The sequence below is a fragment of the Lacipirellula parvula genome (assembly GCF_009177095.1).
Lineage (GTDB): Bacteria > Planctomycetota > Planctomycetia > Pirellulales > Lacipirellulaceae > Lacipirellula > Lacipirellula parvula.
Genome location: NZ_AP021861.1, coordinates 1,534,880 through 1,554,411, shown reverse-complemented (window position 1 = coordinate 1,554,411; position 19,532 = coordinate 1,534,880). Strand labels below are relative to the sequence as shown.

General features: G+C 62.6%; 17 protein-coding genes and 1 tRNA gene. 4 read left to right on the top strand and 14 right to left on the bottom strand.

What is annotated here, in order from left to right; genetic code table 11:
* Window positions 1-21: 21 nt before the first annotated feature.
* Window positions 22-705 (bottom strand): phosphoribosylanthranilate isomerase, encoded by a 684-nt coding sequence (locus tag PLANPX_RS05880; protein WP_152097836.1) that lies wholly within the window; start codon window positions 703-705, stop codon window positions 22-24.
* A 308-nt stretch (window positions 706-1,013) separates the two neighbouring features.
* On the opposite strand from PLANPX_RS05880, the gene PLANPX_RS05875 reads away from it, so the two are divergent.
* Window positions 1,014-2,594, top strand: a complete 1,581-nt coding sequence (locus tag PLANPX_RS05875; RefSeq protein WP_152097835.1) for an ExeA family protein — start codon at window positions 1,014-1,016, stop codon at window positions 2,592-2,594.
* A gap of 6 nt (window positions 2,595-2,600) precedes the next feature.
* On the opposite strand, the gene PLANPX_RS05870 is transcribed toward PLANPX_RS05875, so the two are convergent.
* Window positions 2,601-3,539 carry a hypothetical protein gene (locus PLANPX_RS05870; protein ID WP_152097834.1) on the bottom strand — a complete coding sequence of 313 codons (939 nt, stop codon included), beginning with the start codon at window positions 3,537-3,539 and terminating at the stop codon, window positions 2,601-2,603.
* 226 nt (window positions 3,540-3,765) lie between these two features.
* On the opposite strand from PLANPX_RS05870, the gene PLANPX_RS05865 reads away from it, so the two are divergent.
* The 3 genes from PLANPX_RS05865 to PLANPX_RS05855 all read left to right on the top strand — a co-directional run bounded on the left by PLANPX_RS05865 (window position 3,766) and on the right by PLANPX_RS05855 (window position 5,490).
* Window positions 3,766-3,838: transfer RNA gene (locus PLANPX_RS05865), tRNA-Ile, on the top strand.
* A gap of 100 nt (window positions 3,839-3,938) precedes the next feature.
* Window positions 3,939-4,352, top strand: a complete 414-nt coding sequence (locus tag PLANPX_RS05860; RefSeq protein ID WP_152097833.1) for a hypothetical protein — start codon at window positions 3,939-3,941, stop codon at window positions 4,350-4,352.
* Window positions 4,353-4,485: 133 nt separating this feature from the next.
* The gene (locus PLANPX_RS05855) at window positions 4,486-5,490 is read left to right on the top strand and encodes a matrixin family metalloprotease (RefSeq protein ID WP_172991895.1); all 1,005 of its coding nucleotides are present in this window, start codon (window positions 4,486-4,488) and stop codon (window positions 5,488-5,490) included.
* 219 nt (window positions 5,491-5,709) lie between these two features.
* Here the strand turns inward: PLANPX_RS05855 and PLANPX_RS05850 are convergent, their stop codons facing one another.
* The 12 genes from PLANPX_RS05850 to PLANPX_RS05795 form a co-directional block, all read right to left on the bottom strand.
* Window positions 5,710-6,072: a hypothetical protein gene (locus tag PLANPX_RS05850; protein ID WP_152097831.1), complete on the bottom strand. Its 363-nt coding sequence runs from the start codon at window positions 6,070-6,072 to the stop codon at window positions 5,710-5,712.
* Window positions 6,073-6,385: 313 nt separating this feature from the next.
* Window positions 6,386-7,429 (bottom strand): flagellar motor switch protein FliM, encoded by a 1,044-nt coding sequence (fliM, locus tag PLANPX_RS05845; protein WP_152097830.1) that lies wholly within the window; start codon window positions 7,427-7,429, stop codon window positions 6,386-6,388.
* 136 nt (window positions 7,430-7,565) lie between these two features.
* The gene (locus PLANPX_RS05840) at window positions 7,566-8,855 is read right to left on the bottom strand and encodes a glutamate-5-semialdehyde dehydrogenase (RefSeq protein WP_152097829.1); all 1,290 of its coding nucleotides are present in this window, start codon (window positions 8,853-8,855) and stop codon (window positions 7,566-7,568) included.
* A gap of 291 nt (window positions 8,856-9,146) precedes the next feature.
* The gene (gene folP / locus PLANPX_RS05835) at window positions 9,147-10,061 is read right to left on the bottom strand and encodes a dihydropteroate synthase (RefSeq protein WP_420844072.1); all 915 of its coding nucleotides are present in this window, start codon (window positions 10,059-10,061) and stop codon (window positions 9,147-9,149) included.
* 44 nt (window positions 10,062-10,105) lie between these two features.
* Complete coding sequence (gene lptE / locus PLANPX_RS05830; protein WP_172991894.1) at window positions 10,106-10,642, bottom strand: LPS assembly lipoprotein LptE; 537 nt, start codon at window positions 10,640-10,642, stop codon at window positions 10,106-10,108.
* Window positions 10,620-12,035, bottom strand: a complete 1,416-nt coding sequence (locus tag PLANPX_RS05825) for a tetratricopeptide repeat protein (protein ID WP_152097827.1) — start codon at window positions 12,033-12,035, stop codon at window positions 10,620-10,622. The genes lptE and PLANPX_RS05825 overlap by 23 nt, the downstream gene beginning before the upstream one ends.
* A gap of 188 nt (window positions 12,036-12,223) precedes the next feature.
* The gene (locus tag PLANPX_RS05820; protein WP_152097826.1) at window positions 12,224-13,522 is read right to left on the bottom strand and encodes a hemolysin family protein; all 1,299 of its coding nucleotides are present in this window, start codon (window positions 13,520-13,522) and stop codon (window positions 12,224-12,226) included.
* Complete coding sequence (ybeY, locus tag PLANPX_RS05815; protein ID WP_152097825.1) at window positions 13,519-14,061, bottom strand: rRNA maturation RNase YbeY; 543 nt, start codon at window positions 14,059-14,061, stop codon at window positions 13,519-13,521. The genes PLANPX_RS05820 and ybeY overlap by 4 nt, the downstream gene beginning before the upstream one ends.
* Before the next feature lie 21 nt (window positions 14,062-14,082).
* The gene (locus PLANPX_RS05810; protein ID WP_152097824.1) at window positions 14,083-16,350 is read right to left on the bottom strand and encodes an HD family phosphohydrolase; all 2,268 of its coding nucleotides are present in this window, start codon (window positions 16,348-16,350) and stop codon (window positions 14,083-14,085) included.
* A gap of 39 nt (window positions 16,351-16,389) precedes the next feature.
* Entirely contained in the window at window positions 16,390-17,340 is a 951-nt protein-coding gene (locus PLANPX_RS05805; RefSeq protein WP_152097823.1) for a PhoH family protein, read from the bottom strand.
* A 391-nt stretch (window positions 17,341-17,731) separates the two neighbouring features.
* Complete coding sequence (locus tag PLANPX_RS05800; protein WP_152097822.1) at window positions 17,732-18,628, bottom strand: phosphatidate cytidylyltransferase; 897 nt, start codon at window positions 18,626-18,628, stop codon at window positions 17,732-17,734.
* A gap of 10 nt (window positions 18,629-18,638) precedes the next feature.
* Window positions 18,639-19,391, bottom strand: a complete 753-nt coding sequence (locus PLANPX_RS05795) for an isoprenyl transferase (RefSeq protein ID WP_152097821.1) — start codon at window positions 19,389-19,391, stop codon at window positions 18,639-18,641.
* Window positions 19,392-19,532: the final 141 nt, after the last annotated feature.

Below are 19,532 nucleotides of genomic sequence, written 5' to 3'. Positions count from 1 at the left end.
GGGCTTCCCGAGACGAAAGCGTCAGCGATCAGAGGCGCCCAAGGACGCAAAAGCTTCACTCGCCGCCGCCACGAAATCCCGCACCTTCACGGGATCCTTCTTCCCCGGCGCCGATTCCACTCCGCTGGCAACGTCGACCGCGGCCGGCCGTACGATGCGAATTGCCTCGGCGACATTGTCAGGGGTGAGCCCGCCGGCGAGGATCAGCCCAGCGCGAGAATCTAACCGGAGTTCGTATCCATGGAGGGAATGCCAATCAGCCTTGGCACCGGTTCCGCCATACTCTCCCGGCACAGCTGCGTCGACAAGCATTGCTTCCAAGGCCCAACCAATCTCCGACGTGAAATGCAGGAAGTCGCGTATCAGCAGTCCGACGGGATCGGTTTCGTCGCGACTCAAACGTCGGACGGGTATGATGCCCATGTCAGCGATTGGCTTAAGCATCTCCGGTGTTTCATCGCCATGGATCTGGGTGTACGAAAGACTAGCCTCATTCCAAGCGTGCGCCATTTCCTCAGTGGAGTGATTCACGAAGACCCCAACCCGGACGACCTCTGTCGCTGCCGCAATCTTCCTCGCGACATCAAGCTCAACGCACCGCGGGCTCTTCTTGTAAAAGTTGAGCCCCAGCGCATCGGCGCCAGCATCGACCGCGGCGATGGCGTCTTCAACGTTCGTGATGCCGCAGATCTTGATGCGAAACATGTTGGTCGTCAGTGGTCAGTGGTCCGTCGTCAGTTGAGCGCGAGCGTTACTCTATTATTCAGTGAGCGACACGACGCTGCTATCACTCGCCCCCGCGGACTCCACCTTGTTTCAGCAGCCGCTACGATCCGCCGAATCTTCCTAGCAGGCAAACTTCCGCTATCACTTGAAGCCAGCTTACTCCGGGCGCCGATCCAATGCCACGGAAGGTTAACTTCACAGGATGGACCGTCGCCGACGCCGGCCGGTTCGAGATCGCTCGCCCCGATCTCGCCCGCCGCGAAGCGACGTAGCGATAGGATGCACGGATGACTCAGCAATCGACCAACGGTGAGCGGCGCCCTTTTCTCTCGGCGCCCAACCCCAAACGTTACTTCGCCGCCGCCGCCATCGAGGAGGCCCGGCAGCGAATTGTACGCGCCATCGCGCGGAACGAGGGGCCTGCCATTTTGGTCGGCGGCGCGGGAACCGGCAAATCGCTCCTGTTGGCGGTGCTCGCCGAGCAGTTCGCGCCTCGCGTGGCGGTCGTCACGCTGGCAGGCGCCCAGCTCTGTACCCGGCGCGCCCTGCTGCAGCTCATCCTCTGTGAACTCGGCCTCCCTTATCGCGGCATGGACGAAGGCGAGCTCCGGCTATCGATTCAACAGCACCTCCGCGGGAAAGAGGGCCCGCGACGCTTGGTCCTGTTGGTCGACGAAGCCGACGCCCTGCCCGTCCGCCTGCTGGAAGAGCTGCGCGTGCTGACCAACCTGGCGGCCGAGGGCCTGCCGCTCGTCAGCCTGGTGCTCGCCGGCGGCTCGATGCTGGAAGAGCGGTTCGCAGAACCGGCGCTCGAGAAGTTCAGCCAGCGGATTGCCGCTCGCTGCTACCTCGCGCCGCTCGGCCGCGAAGAGACGCTGCAGTATGTTCGCGCTCAAGTGGCCGCCGTGGGATTGAAGCCTGAACGGCTCTTCTCGGCCGACGCCCTCGAAGCGATCTACGCAGCGACCGACGGCGTGCCGCGGGTCATCAACCAGCTCGGCGATCAGCTGGCATGGATGGCCGAAGAGTCGGGTTGCACGCCGCTGGACGGAGCGATCGTCCAGCAAGCCTGGTCGGACCTGCAACAGTTGCCCGCTCCGTGGAACAGCCACGGCGCCGCGGCCGCAGGTTCGCCGCTGGAAAGCTCCGTCATCGAGTTCGGCGAACTCGATGCGATGGGCGACTCGTTCGGCAGCTACGACGATGGCTCCGAGCTAGCCGATGAAGAAGAGCTGGACGACGACATGCCGGCGTCGATTCCAATGGCCTCGGTGCGGCAAGCCCGCCACATCCTGGAAGTCGACCCACTCGACGTAACGCTCGACGCCGCCGAGATGCTGATCGACAGCTACGATCACTTCCAGGAATTCGGCCGTCTCGAACTCCGCGCCGCCGATCCGCCGCTGTTCCCCGCCGAGGAACCGGAGAAGCCTGCCGCGACGAATCCGTTCGACGAGCCATTCGAAGAAGAAGAGATCGTGCTCGATCCTTACTCGGCATTCGAGTCGGAACTGCTGCGGTCGGCGCCCCACGTGATCAACCGCCTCGACCGCGCGTTCGCCAGCGAACTCCACCGCTGCGTCCAAGCCGCGACGGGCAAACCGGCGGCGCCCGCCAAACCGACCGCAGCCGCCGCCCCGGCGCCGGCAGCCAGCGCGACCGCGGTGCTCGAGCGTCTCGAACAGCCCGTGCGGATCCACGAAACCCGACCCGCCGCGCCATCCCTTGGCGCTAAGCCGAAAGCGAGCGAAAGCGACCTGCTGATCGTCGAAGACGACGACGCTTCGACCGCGGCCGTTGTGCAAGGCCGGCAGTTTCGCCGGTTGTTCAGCAACCTCGAATCGGCTTCGAAGTCGCACTTGGCCTAAGTTTGCTCAACGCTCGTACTCAACAAACTCCGAGAGCGGCACTTCGTAAATCCGCCCCGCCGCCTCGGCGCCGATGAGCAGCGTGTCGTCGTCCGCGAAGCAAACTGCTTCCACGTCGTCGTCATTCTCAAACGATAGCCGCTTCACCGGCCCGCTCAGCGGCTTTTCGGGATCGGTCACGTCGAAGAGCCACAGATCTTCGTAGGTGTTGATCACGATCCGCTTGCCATCCGGCGTCGCATCGGCGCCGGTCGCTTGGCCGAGGACGTCGAAGGTGTCGATCAGCTGCGCCGTTTGCACCTCTTCGTTTGAATCAGGATCGAGCCGATAGAGGTTCGTCCGCGTATCGCTGCGATGCTTCGAGCAGAGATAAATCTGCCCGCCGATCGTGAAGATCGCCTCGCAGTCGTAGTTGAAGTCGTCCTTCGGCGCCGGGAATTCCTTCTGCCCCGGATAACGGAAGAAGAGCTTTTTCACAAACGTGGTCCGCTCCGCCAGTGGCGCTGGTTCGGGAATAACGTACAGCACCAGGTCGCGGCGATCGTTCCGGTTGTTTCCCGTATCGGCGACGATCACCCGTCCGCGATCATCAACGGCAATATCCTCCCAATCGACGTTGATGGCCCCCGCGATCGCGACGCCGGGCGTCTCCGGCTCGCGTTCGCTCTTCGCAACCTTGCCGTTCCGCTGCACGGGGTAAATCCGCGGCTCGTCGCCCGAGTCGTTGTGCATCCAAAACGTCTCGGGCCAGTTCCGGCTTTTGACGATCCCCGAGTGCTCCTTGGCGGGGCCGTCGCCGAGCCGCTTCCCTTTGCCGAGGTCGAATGACTTCGTGGTAGAGACGGCGTCGGCGCCGTGACAGATCGATTCGACGCTGCGAGTCGTGACGATCGCAACGGCGCACGTCAGTCCCAGCACAGCGGGCAAAAGGGGCGACCGAACCATGCATCGTCTCCAGTTGAGAATCGTCGGGCGGCAAGTTTCGCGAGCGCGAACCTCAATATTGCGTCGCGAGCGGCCCAGCATGGCGTCTCGCCGCCCAGCAAACCAGCACCGTTTGCGGAGCAGGAAGCGGACAAAGGCGTCGCCGGCCTTCACCAGACCTTCACGCCGCCGGCCCGCCGGCGCCATGTTGCCGACGCCGGCGCAACCGAATAGGCTAAAGGACTTCGGTCCGGTAGCTCAGCGGTTAGAGCAGGGGACTCATAATCCCTTGGTCCTAGGTTCGAATCCTAGCCGGACTATTTTTCTTCGCGAGCCGGAAACGCACTCGGTCGGCAACACACGCGCACGCTACACGCCCTCTTCACACGACGCTCATCTGCCTCCCGTACCATCGGGGGCATGTTGAAGCTCAAAGACTCTCGCGCCGCGCGGTACTGGTCCCCTCCCCCGGAGTTCGCCTACCTGGGCGAGATGACGGACGAGGACTTCACGCTCGGTTTTCGTTACCGCGAGATTGCGAGCGGCACGCCAGTCGAGCCAACCCGCCGCGTCGTCGCCGCAGTCTACTACATCGATGTGAGCAATCGGATCGTGCGCATTCACGATCCGATCTTCAACCGCCCTGGTTACGTCCACCAGTGCTTCGGCGTTTGCCAACGGTCGAAAGCGCCGGCATGGCATGCGGTGCAACTGACGTTTCCTGACGCCAAGATGGCCCTGCGCTCGTGGATTCAAGGAAAAGACAACAGGCCAGATGGAGATCCGCTCTTCCCCCATGTGGAAGGGCTGCTGCCAACCTCCACTGAGTACTAGCGGCCGTGTGGAGCCGGCTTCGACGGCATCGGCCGCTCGAAAATCAGCCGCCGCATCGAACTTCTCCCCTGCTGTGGTAACCTGTGGGCTGCCGACGATTTCGTCTTCCAGCCGACTCCGGTTTACCAGCGTCATGCTTCGTAGCCACACTCTTCGCGCTATCGCGATCATCGCGACCGTGCTCGCCGCGCCTGGCGCCTTCGCCTACACGCTTCCCGGTCCCTACCCCTGGGGAACAGACGGAACCGTCTACTACGAAAAGTGGGGCGACATCTTCACCCCCGGTTCCACCGCGGGAACGCTCACCTGGAGCATCATGCCCGATGGCACGACGATCCACCCGGCGTTCAACGATCCGACGTTTAGCGGCACGAGCAGCTTAAACGCGATCATGACCAACCTCGGTTATGACCAGGCGCTCGCCGCCATCGAGCGCTGCTTCGGTCGTTGGTCGGCGGCCGCCAACGTCACCTTCGTGCGCGTCGTCGATTCCGGGGCGCCCTTCTGCGATCCATCAGCGATGCCGCCCAATACGGGCAACATTCGTCTCGGCGCGTTCTGGAACAGCGATCCGTACCTCGGCGGCGTCGGCTATGGCGTCTCACCGTTCGGCAATCCGCTCGACGGCGACGTGCTGCTCAACGCAAACAACACCTTTTACTTTGACAACGGCGCCGAGGGGGAGTTGATCGACATTTACAACGATTTCGAAAGCCTTTTGATGCACGAGATTGGCCACGCGCTCGGTCTTGGTCACTCTGACCAACCTGCTGTGATGTCGGCCGACCCGCAATACTTCCAGTACGTCAATCGCGAGCTCGATCCCGACGACATCGCCGGCATCCAGTTTCTGTATGGGCCGGCGCTGCGAGCCGATTTTGACCAGAACCACATCGTGAACGCTGCGGATCTCGTCGTTTGGAAGAGCGGCTTCGGCGCGACAAGCGGCGTGACGCCACTCACAGGCGACGCCAATCGCGACGGCCGCGTCGACGGGGCCGACTTTCTCATTTGGCAACGAGAAGTTGACAACTCCGCCGTCAGCCCGACGACGAGCGTTCCCGAACCTTCGACGGTGACGCTACTCGCAGCGAGCTCCCTAGGGCTACTCGCAGCGAGCCGTCGACCTAGCGTTTGATAGAGAATCGATCAAAAAATGGACAGGATCAGAGGATTTCACAGATCGACAGGATTGAAGGCTGATTAGACCGATCTCATCCGCCCAGCGCCTGCCGCTTCACAGCAACTGACAACGGACCACTGACAATTGATAATTCAAAAATCCAGTCGATCCACTTAATCCTGTTATCCTGTCAATCAATCAATTGACAGCGTCACAGCCAACAGGCTCCACCTGTCAAACGTGCTCAATAAACGTCCCGCACTTCGGGCACTTCGCGAACCACATTGGCACCGACTGTCCGCACTTGCACCGAATGTGGTGCCGCACGACCGACGAACCAAGATGGCTGCCGCTCGCGCTCGGGTTGTGATCGTCGGAAACCGCATCGAACACCGATGAATCGGTATTCAGCGGGACGCGTCCTTTCTCCTCGCGGCAGGCCTGCGTGAACGCTTTTTGCACCTCCGTTGTGTTGAGCGCCTCGGGAACACGGACGACGACCTGTCCTTCGCAGTAGGGGCAAATCCCCTTCTTGCCAGCGTACTTATCCTTGACGCTGAAGTGGTGCCCATTGGGGCAGTTGACGGGGATACCCATCGAAGCGTCTCCTCATCAGACAAGTGGAGCTTCGCCATGCCGCAATCTTGCGGGTGACGCTGGTTCGACGCCGACGGCCCACGTCGGCGTCGTGCACTCCTCTTCCGCGTTCCGAGCGAGCGTACTTGCAGCGCCGTTTCCCGTGGGCAAACGGCGTTCATCGATGAGATCGTTCTTAAGAGTTGGGTCGCCGAGACGCTGCGTAGCCACAAACTAGCATCTCTCGCGTCCTCTATTGCTGATTCTTAATCCTGCGCGAGGCGCTGTCAAACATTCCCCCCGAAAGAGGCATCTCGGGGGAATCAAGTCGAAACTACGCTGGTTTGGCGGGCGGGGCGCTCGTGGGCATGTTCACCCGAATGTCGTGCGGCTGGAACGCCCCCTTCACCTGAATCGCCTTACGACCTTTCAGCTGCCCCGGCGAGGCGACGAACTTCGGTTTCCCTTCCACGTACACCACCAACGGCTCATGCACGTCTTTCTCGCTCGCGATGATGTCGCCGACGCGCAGGTCGAGCATGTCGGCCGTGGAGATCCGCGTCGAGGCGAGTTCGACGACCACCTCGACTGGGGCCTCGGCGATGCGGGTGCCGATCCGCTGCATCGACTCCGCCGTCGCCGGCTTCTTCGCGTAGCTGACCCAGTTGTTCGAGCTGAGTTTGCCGCTTACCCGTTCGATCGAGTTGAAGGGGATGCACAAGTTCATCATCCCGCGCATTTCGCCGACCGTCAGCTCGAAGCTGACGAGCACGATGACTTCGTTCGCCGGAATGATTTGCACGAGTTGCGGATTGCTTTCGACGCGATCAACCGAAAGCTGTAGCGGAAGCACGTTCTCCCAGGCGTTCTGCATCTCGTTGAGGAACAGACTCGTAATCCGCGAGACGAGCCGCAGTTCGATTTCGGTCAGCGGCCGCCGTGCGGGCGGATTCGACGAAATGCTGCCGCCGAGCAAGCGGTCGATCATCGGGAACAGAATCGACGGGTTGATGTCGAGAATCAGCTGCCCTTCGAGCGGCGTCGCCGTGATCAGGTTGAAGCAGGTCGGATTCTCAAGGCTGAACACGAACTCGCTGAAGGTCAGCTGATCGACGCTCGTGAGCTTCACTTCGACCATCGTCCGCAACAAGGCGGAAAGCGCGGCGCCGAAATTTCGGCCAAACCCTTCGTGCATCGTCTGCAACGAGCGCATTTGCTCCTTGCCGACGCGCTCGGGGCGCTTGAAGTCGTAGACGCTCACCTTCTCGCGAGGACGCTGCACGGCAGGCGCCGCGGCGGGCATGGGGCGCACTTCCTCGCCGCCGTCGATGGCGTTGAGCAGGTTTTCGACTTCGGCTTGGCTTAGGACGTCGCTCATCACGCACTCCGTTGCGTTTTACTCACACTGCTCGGTTTTGTTCGTGTGCCACTGGCATCCTGCCAGTGCTGAAGCGGGTACCCGCTCGACACTTCTCACTGGCGGCACGCCAGTGGCACACTCCTGAAATCCGGCACTATCCTCTCACTTGGCCCGTTCCATGGACCACGTACTTATAGCTCGTCAGCTCATCGACGCCGCACGGTCCGCGGGCGTGGAACTTGTCGGTGCTAATGCCGATCTCCGCCCCCAGCCCAAATTCGCCGCCGTCGTTGAACCGCGTGCTCGCGTTGATCATCACCGCCGCGCTGTCGACCGCCGCTGCGAACCGCTCCGACGCGGCCAAATCGTTCGTCACGATCGCGTCGGTATGGTGCGAGCCGTAGCGGTTGATGTGCGTGATCGCCTCGTCGAGCGAACCGACGACGCAGGCTGAAATGATCGGTCCTAAGAACTCTGCTTTGTAATCCGCATCGCTGGCCGGCTTCGCGGCGTCGACCAGTTCGCACACCCACTGATCGCCGCGAATTTCGATCGAGTGCTTCGCCAGGTCGGCAGCGATTGTCGGCAAGTACTCCGCCGCGACGTCGCTGTGAATCAGCAGCGACTCGGCCGTGTTGCAGACGCCCATCCGTTGGCACTTCGAGTTGACGATGATGTCGCGAGCCATCGCGAGATCCGCGGCCGCATCGACGTACACATGGCAGTTGCCGTCAAAATGCTTGATGACCGGCATCTTCGCCTCGGCGGCGACGCGACGAATCAGCCCCTCGCCGCCGCGCGGAATTGCGACGTCGATGTACTCAGCCATGCCGAGGAACTCGCCGACCGCAGCGCGATCGGTCGTGCTTACCAGTTGCACGGCGTCGGCCGGAACGCCACACTCCTTCGCTGCCTGCTGGAGCAGTTCGACGATGGCGCGGCTCGAGTGAATCGCTTCCTTACCGCCGCGCAAAATGACGGCGTTGCCCGCCTTCGCGCAAATCGCCGCGGCGTCGGCGGTGACGTTCGGGCGTGATTCGTAAATGAAGAACACGACGCCGAGCGGCACGCGAATCTTATCGATCCGCAGTCCGTTCGGCCGCACCGTGGAATCGATGACGCGACCAATCGGATCGCGGATGTTGCTCACCTCGATGAGCCCGTCGGCGATCGCTTCGATCCGCGGGGGAGTCAGCTTGAGTCGATCGATCTCCGCCGGCGTCAATCCGTAGCCCGGCGCCGCGGCCAGGTCTTCGGCATTCGCGCTTTCGATGGCCGCAATGTTCGTCCGCAGCAACTCCGCCGAGCGATGCAGCCACTTGATCTTCACGCCCGAGTTGAGCGTCGCCATCTCAGCGCTCGCCGCCTTTGCACGGCGGGCCACATCGCGGCAGTAGCCGGCGAGATCGGTCTGTTCAGCGGGACGGGCGGCGACGGTCGACATGGCGATGCGGAGGTTCGGTGGAGGCGGGAATGTTCCTCCGTAAGTATCGTTGGATAGGGAAGTTGGGTCAACGCGGATAATGGCGTTCGGGGGCTGGGGGAGCAACCACGAAGACCCGGAGGACACGACGGAAAACAGAGTGCGTCGACAGGCGAGATTCAGCTCAACACCGTCTTTCTGGTCCCCTCCCCTTGATGGGGAGGGTTAGGGAGGGGTGAATGAAGCGGGTACCAGCGATCTCCCCCCTCCCCAGCCCTCCCCTCAAGGGGGAGGGAGCCACAGAGATTCTAATTAGGGCGCCAGCACGACTTCCCGCCCGTCGATTCCGCCGCACGCCTCGAACGCCGCCAGGGCCTCGCGGACCATCCGCACGTTGTGGACGCGGACAATCTGCACCCCCTGCCCCGCCAGCGCCAGCGCCGAACCCGCCGTCGCCGCGTCGCGGTCGGCCTCTTTGTCCCCCAGCAACTTCGCCAGGAACCCTTTCCGCGAATGGCCGACCAAGATCGGGGCGCCCAACTCGTGGAACCGATAGCAGTGGGCCATCAGCGTGAGATTGTGCTGATGCGTCTTCCCGAAACCGACGCCCGGGTCGAAACAGATCCGCTCGCGTTCGATCCCCGCCGCGAGCAACGCATCGCGGCGTTGCCGGAGGTAGTCGAAAATCTCTTCGACGACGTTCCCATAACGGGGGTCGTCTTGCATCGTTTGCGGCGTCCCCTGCATGTGCATCGCACAGACGCCCGCCTCCGTTTCGAGCGCGACGCCAATCATCTCGGGATCACCCTCGAGTCCCGTGACGTCGTTAATCACTTCCGCCCCCGCCGCCAGAGCCGCGCGGGCGACCGCCGCCTTGCTCGTGTCGATCGAGATCGGCACGCCGACCTCGCGCGCCAAACGCTCGATCACAGGAGCGACGCGCCGCAACTCTTCGTCAGCCGGCACCACGTCGGCATAGGGCCGCGTGCTTTCGCCGCCGATATCGAGCAGGTCGGCCCCTTCGGCGGCCAGCCGCCGCCCTTGCTCCACAGCCGCGTCCAAGCCCAAGAACCGCCCGCCATCCGAAAAACTGTCGGGAGTGACGTTGATCACCCCCATCAACAGCGGCCGGCGACCGAATTGCAGCGTGCGCGTGCGCAGTCGCCAAGTCGCGGCGCGGTGGGGAAATCGTTCAGAGAGCGACGGGAAAACCGAGGGCGTACTCATCCCATCGAGCCTAACAAGCCGCTCGCCGGCATGCTACCGGCGGCTCACCACGGCTCTTCCATCGTCGCCACGATCTGCTCCGCCAGCCGCTGAATCGCCTGCTGCTGTGCGCTCGCATCAGATTGCCCCGGTTCCGGCAACATCGTCGCCGTCTGGGTAATCGAAACCAAGTCAGCCGGCAGCGGAATCGCATTCATCGGAGCCAGCGGCTGTCGGCGGCGGTTCAGCCACGTGACGTTCGCGGTGAGGGCGTATTCCAGCGCCCGCGGATCATCGTTTTGATTCTCGAATTCGAGCAGCTTCCGCTCGCCTTGAAGCTTCGCCACCAGCACGCTGTCGGCGTCGGGCGTGCCGACCACCTTGTAGGGCGTCTTCAGTTCGATCTCTTTGATCACCGCTTCGGTGAGCCGTTCGCCGAGGTCGCGACGGAAGCTGTCCGACTCGATCATCGGCACGTACACTGTCGTCACGTCGGGAGCGTAAAGCGTCTCGTTGCCGACGCGATACGCGGCGCACCCCGGCGTCGCGAGCCCCAGCAGACCGAGCGCGAACAGCAGCTTAGCGGCGGATGGCCGGAGCATTCGCCCCATCCCCCTGCTGCGGGGTTTGCGGCTGCGTCGCCATCATCGGCGTCGGAGCGCCATCGTAAGACGCCGGCTTAACCTGTTCGATCATCGGCACTTTCGCAATCGCCGCCCGCTCCTCGTTCTCAGGCAGCATCTTGAGCACCGGCTCAAACATCGACGTCGGCCGCTCCGGCTCGCCGCCGATGGCCGCCAACCGCACTTTCGATTCCTCGGAAAGCGGCGTGTTCGGATACGTCTTCATCACCTGCGCGTAGTAGATTCGCGCTGAACCGTACTCCTCGAGGTCGTCGAAGTGCTTCGCCATCTGGAAGTCGCGCGTTGCCAGTTCCTTTTTCAACATTCCGTCGACTTCGGCCAGTCGCTCGCGCTGATCGGCGTCGAGCTGGCCGGAGAATTGCACCTTCAATTGCTTCACCAGCACCTGCGCTTCTTCCAATGGCGTGCCGTCGTAGCTCGGCCCCTGATACTTGCGCAACTTGCATTGCAGCCCGAGGATGTGCGAATCGTACTGGTGATCGCTCCGCGGGTATTCTTTGCGCAGCAATTCGTACTGCAAATCGGCGTCGCCGTAGCGGCCGCGAAGGAAGTACGAGTTGCCCATCGCCATGATCGCATCGTCGGCCAACGGGCCGGTCGGATCGTTCAGGCGGATGTTTTCGTAGTTCTTCATCGACCGGCCAATCGTGTCGAAGAGCGGTCGCGTGCGGTCGATGAAGTTGGGCGTCGTCAGCCAATTTGGGTTGTAGTTGTTGTATTGCTCCCAATACCGCGCGATGGCGAATTGACGCGTGATCGTGTTGTCGAGGTAAGGCGAATTCGGATACTTGCGAATGAGCGCTTCGTAGGCGTTGGTCGCCTTCGGATACTGCGTCGCGAAGAAATGCGCCTCCGCCTGCTTGAACATCGCATCTTGTTCAAGCTGCGAGTCAGGCCAGCCTTTCCAGGCCTTCTTGTAGAGCTTCGCGGCGTCGGCGTATTCCTCGCGACGGAAGAGTTCTTCCGCTTCGGTGAAGCTCTTTTGCGCTTCCGTTTGATCGGGACCGAGACCTACCTGCTCCTTGAGGCCCGCGACTCGCTCTTTGAAACCCGCGTCGCCCAAAAGGCCTGCGCCGTCGTCTTTCTTCGTGACGACCTTTTGCACCCGTGAATTGATCGGCCGGCCTTGATCGTCGAAGTAACCGTCAACGCCCGCAACCGTATGCCCCTTGCCTGGTTCGAACACGGCCTTTTTCTTGTTCGCCTTCCACCAATCGGCGGTGCCGACGGGCGCCTTCGGGTCGCCGGTGCCGGGGAAACGCGGTGCAGGCATGTTGAGCGCTGCGCAACCGCTCGCCAGGAGCAGCGCGGCGGTCATGTACGCCGAAAGCAACGTTCGAATGCAAGGCATGGGCTAGTTCAGTGCAGACAAGGTTGGACCCGCTCGATCACTGCGCATGATCAGCCGGGAAAAACGCCGGCGAACAGTAGTACGCCGCGGCGATAGGGGTCAAGGTCAGAAAGACCGGGCAAATGACCGCCGCCCGAAGTAGTTGCCGCTGCTAGCGACGCGATGCAGCACCGATGGAACGCTTTAAACTACGCACTTTCGCGCTGGCCAGTCGCTAGCTTCTCAATGCGAACGCGATCGATCCGGCGGCGCGTCGCCTCCAGCACGACGATCCGTACCTTGTCCTGCCAAATGAGCTCTTCCCCAGTCTGCGGAATTCGCCCCATCTCCGAAAAAACGAGGCCGCCAATCGTATCGAAGTCGCCATCCTCGGGAAGTTCCAGGCCCATCTCTTCGTTGATCTCGTCGATGTGGGTCCGCCCCAGCGCTTCGACTGTGTCTTGATCGATGCGCCGGATGTCTGCCACCGACTCGGGATCGTACTCATCGTCGATCTCGCCGACGATTTCTTCGAGCACATCCTCAATCGTCACAAGGCCCGAGACGCCGCCGTATTCATCGAGGACGATCGCAATGTGCATCCGCAGTTGCTGGAACATTTGCAGCAAATCGTTCACCGCCTTCGTTTCCGGAACGAACAGCGGTTTGCGCACCAGGTCGCGAATCGGCGTCCGCGATTCGGCATTGCCCGTCGCCAGCTCCGGCAGTAAATCTTTGCTGTAGAGCATGCCGACGATGTCGTCGCGCGACTTGTCGTAAACAGGGATCCGCGTGTGGCCCGACTCGATCACCTCGGCCATCAACTCGTCCCACGTCAGATCGACCTGCACCATGTGCATGTCGGTCCGCGGCGTCATGATCTGTGAGACGTACGCGTCGCCCAGGTCCATCACCCCTTCGATCATTTCGCGGGCTTCGTCTTCGAGCAGTCCGCCGCGATGCCCCTCGCTGACGATGGTGCGAATCTCCTCTTCGATCGCCTGCTCATCGACTTGCTGCGGCTCGCGCCCTGCGGCGCGGTGGAGCACCGCGTCGACCATCTGCGCGCCCCACACCAGCGGCAGCGTGAGCGCCGACAATGCCCGCCACAGCGGCCAAGTGCGGTAGAGAAACCCTTCGGCGAATAGACGAGCGCCGACCCAGGGGGCCCACGTGCGTACGGTAACGAACACCAGCCCCAACAGCAGCGCCGTCAGCATCAAGCTGCCGAGCGAGTTGCTCCAAGAATATTGCCAATAGTCGGCAGCCCAAGCCGCGGCGGCGATGATACCCAGCACGCCAGTGAACGCCGAAAACATCTCAACGCCGAGGGCGACCTCTTCGTGGGTCCGCAGGATCTGCCCGAGACGTTCCGGCTGACCGCGACGCGTGCAGACGTCGGCCAGGTCGTGCCGCGAGAACTCGCGGAGCGTTCGCACGCCGAGATTGACGAACGCCGTCGCCGCGAAGGCCCCGATGCCAATCCACAAGAGTGCGTCGGAGCTCACGACGTTGGCTCCTCCGCGAGGTCGTCGTTGCCCGCCAGCCAGCGCACGTCAGTCGGCGAGCGCTCGACGCCGAGCCGATCGAGCACCGCCGCCTCGGCCGCCCGCATCTCGGCGTAATCTTCCGGATCCTTATCGAGGTATCCCGCTAGGTGCAGCGTGCCGTGGATCACATAGAGCAGCAGTTCGGCATCGGCCGACCACCCCGCCTCCGCCCCGTTCTGCCGGGCCGTATCGACGCTGACGATAATCTCCCCTTCCAACTGCTGCGGATCGTCTTCGAGCGTGAAGCTCAACACATCCGTCGGGTAGTCGTGAGCAAGAAATTGGCGATTGAGCTGGTGGATCGTCTCGTCATCGACGATCGCAATGCTTACCGTCGCCTCATCGTACGGCGTGTCGTCAAGAGCCCAGCAGACGGCCCGTTCGATTCGCTCGGCGTCGACGGCGACTTCCGTCTCGTTGGCAATCGAAATGCGATGCCGACGTTCAGGAGGCTCCTGGTCGTCGTTGGTCTGCTCGGAAGGGCGGGAAGAATTCATGCGGCGGGAAACGTCTGCGGCTTACGCCGTTTCTTGGTCGGGGTACTTCACCCGCCCGTGATACACGGCGGTGAGCGATTTTACCAAACTCTCGCCGATTTTGCGGATATCTTCGAGCGTCAACCCGCTTTCATCGAACTGCCCGTCGAGCAGCCGCTTCATTGAGATCTCATGTACTAGGTTCTCGATCCGCGACGCGGTCGGCTCCTTGAGTACGCGGCTGGCACTTTCGACGGCGTCGGCGAGCATCAGCACGCCCGCCTCGCGGGTCTGCGGCTTCGGGCCAGGGTAGCGGAACGCGCTTTCGTCGAGCGCCCCGCCATCGGGATCTTCCTGCACCTTCTTCTGGTTCGCCTGGCGGTAGAAGTACTCGACCAGCGTCGTGCCATGGTGTTGCTGGATGAAGTCGATGATCGACTCGGGAAGCCGATTCTGGCGGGCCAAGTCGGCGCCGTCCTTCACGTGGGCGATGATCACCAAGGTGCTCATCGCGGGGACGAGCGAATCGTGGCGATTGTCGCCCTTCGTTTGGTTCTCGATGAAATACTGCGGCTTGAGCATCTTGCCGATGTCGTGGAAGTAGGCCCCCACGCGCACCAGCAAGCCGCGGGCGCCGATTGACTCGGCCGCCGCTTCGGCAAGCGACGCGACGGTAATGGAATGGTTATAGGTGCCCGGCGCGCGGCGAATTAGCTCCTGCAGCAGCGGATGAGCCGGGTCGCCGAGCTCAATGAGGCTAAGGTCGGTCTCGACGCCGAACATCTTCTCAACGGTCGGCAGCATCACCGTCATCAGCGAGCCGGCGATTACCGACCAGAGCGCGACCTTAAATCCGTCGGTCAGCAACGTCGTCCACGATCGCTCATCGAGAATGCCGACGCCCACGGTGGTGAAGAACCCGACCGCCGCCGCGGCAAAGCCGACCATCAACAGCCGGCTGCGGGTGCGAACTTGCCGCAGCACCAGCACGGCGCCGGCGACCGTTGCGGCCAGCGACAACGCCTCAGTAAATCCGTGCCCAATCGAGACGACCACCACGAGCGTCGCGCAAATCGAAAGCAGCAGCGCCATTTCCTGCTGATAGGCGATCGCGATGATCATCGCGAATAGCAGTAACGGAATGACGTCGGCGCCCCACGCATATTGGCTCACCACCTTTGCGAGCGCCACGCAGGCGACGAACAACCCCAGCAGGGCGACCAGCCGCAACAGCTCGTCGACGACGCGGCGATCGCGACGGTACAAATAAAAGCCCGCGAGCGTGTACAAGCCGACGAACATCCCGAGCGTCGCCACCGAACGGTGGAGCCGCGCGCTCGCCGTCCGCTGCTCAAGCGCCGCCTCGTGCTCGAGCCGCAGTAGCTTCAGCGAATCTTCGTTGAGCGGCTTGTTCGCCTCAGCGAGCAAGTCCTTCCCTTTGGCGAACGGCTTGGTAATCTCCGGCTGATCGGCCGCCGCCTTATCTTGATTCAGCACCGTCGCTGCTTTATTGAGCGTCAGCGTCTCCGGCAGCTTCGGTTCGAGCCAAGCGAAGGCCCGTTCCGCCACTTCCACCGACGGCAGCTCTTCCTTCAGCGACTGCTGCAGTTTCGCGGCCGCCTGCTTGATGCGCACCTCCGAGACGTTCACCTCAGCGCCGAACGCGCTCGTCCCCTTGCTGCGCACCAAAATCCGTTCGGTGTTGGCCTGCGCATCCGGCGGCAACTCTTTGAGCAAGCCACGCTGCTCGTACGGCGCCATGACGTCGGCCAGCTTGTCTGAAAAAGCATCCATCGCTCCTTCGGCGGCGAACGCTTCGCGGAACCGCTCGAACTGGGCCGCCTGCTCTTCCGGCGTCGGGTCGGGCGTCCCCGCGGCGAGCGGCGGTTGGAACTGCTTCCAGAGCGCCGGATCAACCTCGGCCAACGTCTTCGCCTGCAACACCTTGCCGATGTCGCTCACCAGTTGGCCGCGTAGCTGCACCAGCGGCTCGGGATTTTGATCGTACTCGCCAATGGCGAAACGGCGGGCCTCGTCGCGGGCTTTATTTGTGGCCGCGGGATCTGGTTGGTCGAAATCGACGCGAGCGATCACGTTCCGGTGCGGCACTTCGCCCAACCGGTGATTAAACGGCGGATCCCACGCTTTGGTGAACGCCCACAGAAAGATCGCCGCGGCCGCGCACATCGCCAAGCGCAACAAGACGGCGCCGCGCTGGAGGTTCGTCCAGAGCGTCTTCCACATGCCGGGCGGCAGCTCGACGGCTGCCACACGCTGTTGGCGCGTTCGTCTTGGAGGGACGATGGACATGGCGGCGCGATCAACGTTCAACTCAGTGCGAGTCGAACGCTAACCGTTCGGGCCCTCCTCGTAGGCGCTTACAATCTCCTGCACCAAACGATGCCGCACGATGTCGGAACCAGAGAGCCGCACCGAAGCGACGCCCTCGATCCCCTGGAGCCGGTGCAGCGCATCGACCAGACCGCTGCGGGCGTGATGCGGCAAGTCGACTTGCGACGTATCGCCCGAGACGACCATCTTCGAGCCCTCGCCCAACCGGGTGAGAAACATCTTCATCTGGCCGACGGTAGTGTTTTGCGCTTCGTCCATGATGATGAACGCATTGTTGAGCGTCCGGCCGCGCATGTAGGCCAGCGGCGCCACCTCGATGACGTCGTCCTCCATGTAGCGGCGGACTTGTTCGGGATCGATCATCTCCCGCAACGCGTCCTGCAGCGGACGGAGGTAGGGATTGATCTTCGCCTGCATGTCGCCCGGGAGGAACCCGAGGCTTTCGCCCGCTTCAACCGCGGGGCGCACGAGGACGATCTTGCGAATCGACTGGTCGCGCAGCGCCTCCACCGCCGTCGCCACGGCGAGGTAGGTTTTGCCAGTACCGGCGGGGCCGACGCAGATCACCAGATCGTGCGTGCGGATTGCCTTCACATAGTCGCCCTGCCCCTGAGTGCGGGGGCGAATCTTGCGGCCGGCGCGGATATCAATCGGCGGGGCGTTCGGCGAAGCCGTCGCCCCGTTACCGGTGATGCGATGGACGATCTGGGCGACCTGCTCGGAATCGAGCGGCCCGTGTTGCCTGGCGATCGCCGCCTTCATCTCCTCCAGCACCGCAATTGCCTGGATGACGGCGCTCTCGTCTCCCTGCACGAAGACTTGAACGTCGCCGCGAGTCAAGATCTTCACCGGAATCATCCCACGGATTTGCCTGAGATGCTGATCCTTCGTTCCTAGAAGAAGCACAAGCTCTTCGGCACTTCCCACCGAAATCGATTTTTCAGTCATGCAAGGTCGCGATCGCACGCTGGCGATCGCAGAATGCCCCTTGGTGCCCTTAGCCCGCGAGACGACGCCCGTCCCGAGAGGCCCTGATGGAAACAAGTATCCTATCGCTCCGGCCGCTTGTGGCCAGAGTCGCTCCATCCGAGCCTGCTACCGTAAGTATACCCGGCTCCCAGACGCCGACTGGCACGAATCGCCCGGGGATCCGTTAAACAATTGCTGAGAAACGGTTTATAGGGATCGAACTGCCCAAGCTGGGCGGAAACGGGCGTCGGACTGAGACTCACCGCGGCCTGGAAAATCCAGCGGACTGGTCGCTTAAGCGACCAGTCCAGCGCGACGCAGGACTCCAAATCTCGCATGTCGACGCCAAGCCCGTGAAAGCGGGGCAAGCCTAGAGCACCACCGCCCAAAACAGATACGCCACTGGCGCCGCGAGCAGGAGCGAATCGAGAATATCGAGCACGCCGCCAAACCCCGGCAGCCAGTCGCTCGAGTCTTTCACGCCAGCGTCGCGCTTGAGCATCGATTCCGCCAAATCGCCGATGATGCCGGTCACCGTTACCGCGATGGCGAAGGCGCCGGTCTTCAGCAGCACCGTCGGCGTGAAACCCGCGGAGCCCTTGAGGATCCAAGCAATCCCGAACGCCGCAGCGAGCGACGCCGAGCCGATGCCGCCGATCGTCCCCTCCCAGGTCTTGCCCGGGCTGAGCGTCGGCGCCACTTTGTGCCGGCCGAACAGCCGGCCGAACGTGTACTGCATCGTGTCGCTCAGTTTCACCGTCGCAATCAGCGACAGGAGCGGCAGCAATCGCCCCCAAGCGCCGAGGCCGTAGCCGTACGGCTCCACCAGCCTCAGTTGAACGAGCATCCCCATCAGCCCGCCGACATAGAGCACGGAGAGTGATGCGAGCGCGAGCCGCGTGATCGACTTGCCGGGCGATTCGTAGCGGCGCATTTCGCCGACGATTGCGACGCCAAGTCCGCCCGCCAAGCCAATGGCAAGCCAGCTGAGTCGACCGAGCACGAACGATGGCGGCTTCGCGTACGCCACTACGGCGAGGCAGCTCAACGCCACCGGCAGCAACGTGCCGACGTACACCGTCCACGCGGTCGCATCATGCCCCTGCGTTCGGAACATTCGCAGCATCTCGCCCGCCGCCAGCGCGGCCGCGACGATCGCGAGCGGCCCCAGATAAGAGCCCGGCAGCGCCGCATGGGCGTCGAGCCAGCAAAGTCCAGCCAGCCCGGCGACTAAGAGCACGCCGAGAATGAGTCGCCACCGCAGCACGTCCGCTCCTTCAGCCGTTCAGTCCGCCAAACTTGCGGTTCCGCCTCGCGTATTCGCCAATCGCTTCATGAAGAGTCGCTTCGTCGAACTCAGGCCAGCAGCGTTCGGTCACCCAAATCTCGGCATAGCTGATCTGCCACAACAGAAAGTTGCTGATCCGCATTTCGCCGGCGGTCCGGACCATTAGGTCGGGGTCGTCGAGGCCGGCCGTGTAAAGGTGATCGGCAATCGTCGCTTCGGTCACGTCAGCCGGTTGCAAGTCGCCCGCGGCAATCTCCTGCCCGATCGCGCGGACCGCGTCGACGATCTCCGAACGGCCGCCGTAGTTCACCGCAAGATTCAGCCGCGTGCCGGTGTTGGTCGAGCTCATCTCGACCGTCTTATCGAGCTCCCGCAGCACCTGATCCGGAATGCCGTGCCGGCGGCCGATCATCCGCACGCGGAGATTGTTCTCCATGATCGTCGTCCGCTCTTCGATCATGTACTGCTCGAGCAGATGCATCAGGAAGTCGATCTCGGGCTGAGGTCGCTTCCAGTTCTCGCTCGACAGGCAGTAGAGCGTCAGTTGCTCGATGCCAAGCCGCGCACACTCTTCGGTCGTCCGTCGGACGCTGGCGACGCCGCGGCGATGCCCTTCGATCCGCGGCAAATCTTGCCGCTGCGCCCACCGCCCGTTGCCGTCCATGATGACGGCAATGTGCCGCGGCCAACGCTCGCGCGGAATCGCTGCCAGGGCTTCAGGAATCGACTCGGTGAGCGGCATGTCGATGGAACGACGGAGGATTTCTGACGGATCTGTTGATTACTTGGTTGATTGCAAACGCGGCCGCCAGACTACGTTTGCCAACCCTGCAAATCCCGCCTTCAATGTTAGCTCAGAAATCCTAAATCAGAAATCTCCGAC

Coding starts and splice junctions, on each gene's coding strand:
- ybeY (WP_152097825.1), bottom strand. CDS start 14,061: ATGAATTCTTCCCGCCCTTCCGAGCAGACCAACGACGACCAGGAGCCT.
- lptE (WP_172991894.1), bottom strand. CDS start 10,642: ATGCTCCGGCCATCCGCCGCTAAGCTGCTGTTCGCGCTCGGTCTGCTG.
- PLANPX_RS05810 (WP_152097824.1), bottom strand. CDS start 16,350: ATGTCCATCGTCCCTCCAAGACGAACGCGCCAACAGCGTGTGGCAGCC.
- PLANPX_RS05860 (WP_152097833.1), top strand. CDS start 3,939: ATGTTGAAGCTCAAAGACTCTCGCGCCGCGCGGTACTGGTCCCCTCCC.
- PLANPX_RS05840 (WP_152097829.1), bottom strand. CDS start 8,855: ATGTCGACCGTCGCCGCCCGTCCCGCTGAACAGACCGATCTCGCCGGC.
- PLANPX_RS05855 (WP_172991895.1), top strand. CDS start 4,486: ATGCTTCGTAGCCACACTCTTCGCGCTATCGCGATCATCGCGACCGTG.
- folP (WP_420844072.1), bottom strand. CDS start 10,061: ATGAGTACGCCCTCGGTTTTCCCGTCGCTCTCTGAACGATTTCCCCAC.
- PLANPX_RS05880 (WP_152097836.1), bottom strand. CDS start 705: ATGTTTCGCATCAAGATCTGCGGCATCACGAACGTTGAAGACGCCATC.
- PLANPX_RS05875 (WP_152097835.1), top strand. CDS start 1,014: ATGACTCAGCAATCGACCAACGGTGAGCGGCGCCCTTTTCTCTCGGCG.
- PLANPX_RS05795 (WP_152097821.1), bottom strand. CDS start 19,391: ATGCCGCTCACCGAGTCGATTCCTGAAGCCCTGGCAGCGATTCCGCGC.
- PLANPX_RS05805 (WP_152097823.1), bottom strand. CDS start 17,340: ATGACTGAAAAATCGATTTCGGTGGGAAGTGCCGAAGAGCTTGTGCTT.
- fliM (WP_152097830.1), bottom strand. CDS start 7,429: ATGAGCGACGTCCTAAGCCAAGCCGAAGTCGAAAACCTGCTCAACGCC.
- PLANPX_RS05850 (WP_152097831.1), bottom strand. CDS start 6,072: ATGGGTATCCCCGTCAACTGCCCCAATGGGCACCACTTCAGCGTCAAG.
- PLANPX_RS05870 (WP_152097834.1), bottom strand. CDS start 3,539: ATGGTTCGGTCGCCCCTTTTGCCCGCTGTGCTGGGACTGACGTGCGCC.
- PLANPX_RS05825 (WP_152097827.1), bottom strand. CDS start 12,035: ATGCCTTGCATTCGAACGTTGCTTTCGGCGTACATGACCGCCGCGCTG.